We start from the raw sequence: 1,854 nt of genomic DNA on the forward strand, positions 1-1,854 counted from the left end.
CCAGCAGGCGCTGCGGGTCGGCCGGCTCAGCCTCGCGCGACGCCTGATCACGCGCCATCTCGCCAAGCCGTCGCTGTCGCCGGGCATGGTCGCGGACATGCTCGGCGTCTCGGTCCGCTACCTGCACGTCCTGTTCGAAGTGACGGGAGCGAGCTTCTCGCAGACCGTCACCGCACAGCGCCTGAGCGAGAGCCGCAGGCTGCTACGCGAAAAGCCGCCGCGGCCGATCGCCGACATCGCCCTCTCCTGCGGGTTCGGGAGCCTCGCGACCTTCTACCGGATCTTCAGCGCATTCGAAGGCCTGTCGCCCGGCGAATTTAGGGCCCGAAACAGCGTACAAGCTCCCGTCGAGGCCGCCTCACCCGATTTGGGGGTCGTGATTCATTTGACCGCCAAATGACGGAAATGACGGTTATTTTGGCGAAAACGTTAAGCTTTTTCGGCTAACCGGCCGGTTCCAAGATTGACTTTACCGGTTTCGCCCCTATGTTGCGGGGCAACGCGGCCCTCGGATCGAAACGCGATTCGTCAGGTTTGCCGTCCGTCAGCGTTAGTCAGAGCCCCCGAGCTTTATCAAAAAGCGAGCCGTTTCGGGGCCGAACGCGACAGCCTTTTACCTTCGATTCCGAACGGCGGTTTCGACCAGAGGCTCAATGTCTTTTTCCAATCTAGGCCTGTCCGATAAGGTCCTCGCCGCAGTTGCGGCCACCGGTTACACCAACCCCACTCCGATCCAGGAACAGGCAATCCCGCACGTCCTCGCCCGGCGCGACGTCCTCGGCATTGCCCAGACCGGCACCGGCAAGACCGCTGCCTTCGTTCTCCCGATGCTCACCCTCCTCGAGAAGGGCCGCGCGCGGGCACGCATGCCGCGCACCCTGATCCTGGAGCCGACCCGCGAGCTTGCCGCGCAGGTGAAGGAGCAGTTCGACAAATACGGCGCCGGTCAGAAATTGAACGTGGCGCTCCTGATCGGCGGCGTCTCGTTCGGCGACCAGGACTCCAAGCTGATGCGCGGCGTCGACGTCCTGATCGCAACGCCCGGCCGGCTGCTCGACCACACCGAACGCGGCGGATTGCTGCTCACCGGCGTGGAGTTGCTGGTGATCGACGAAGCCGACCGCATGCTCGACATGGGCTTCATTCCCGACATCGAGCGCATCTGCAAGCTCGTCCCGTTCACGCGGCAGACCCTGTTCTTCACCGCGACGATGCCTCCGGAGATCAGCCGTATCACCGAGGCCTTCCTGCACAATCCCGCCCGGATCGAAGTCTCCAAGCCCGCAACGACTGCCGTCACCGTGACGCAATTGCAGGTCCCCGCCGGTCGCGAAGCGCATGACAAGCGCGAGATCCTTCGCCGCCTGCTGCGCGATGCCAAGGATCTCAACAACGCGATTATCTTCTGCAATCGCAAGCGTGAAGTCGCAGTTCTTCATAAGTCGCTGCAGAAGCACGGCTTCAGTGTCGGCGCCCTGCACGGCGATATGGATCAATCCGCCCGCACGGCCGCGCTGGATCAATTCCGCAAAGGCGAGATTCCGCTGCTGGTCGCCTCCGACGTCGCCGCCCGCGGCCTCGACATTCCCGCGGTGAGCCACGTCTTCAATTTCGACGTGCCGCACCATCCCGATGACTACGTCCACCGCATCGGCCGTACCGGCCGCGCCGGACGCACCGGGACTGCGATCTCGATCGTCACCTCGCTCGATAGCAAGTCGATGACTGCGATCGAGAAGCTGATCGGCCAGCCGATCCCGCGCGCCGAGGGCGACTACACCGTTCACAGCGAGGCCTCCGACGAGGACACTGCGCCGCGCCGCTCGCGTGGCCGCGAAGGTTCGCGCGATGGCG

At 64.2% G+C, this 1,854-nt stretch carries 2 protein-coding genes; both read left to right on the forward strand.

From position 1 onward, the window contains the following. On the forward strand, nt 1-400 hold a 400-nt coding region (locus tag H8A92_RS40340), incomplete at its 5' end, for a helix-turn-helix domain-containing protein (protein ID WP_229200787.1). A 253-nt stretch (nt 401-653) separates the two neighbouring features. Beyond that, nucleotides 654-1,854: DEAD/DEAH box helicase (locus H8A92_RS40345; protein WP_229200788.1), on the forward strand; the 1,201-nt coding region annotated here is incomplete at its 3' end.

This window comes from Bradyrhizobium acaciae (assembly GCF_020889785.1).
In the GTDB taxonomy this organism is placed as follows: domain Bacteria; phylum Pseudomonadota; class Alphaproteobacteria; order Rhizobiales; family Xanthobacteraceae; genus Bradyrhizobium; species Bradyrhizobium acaciae.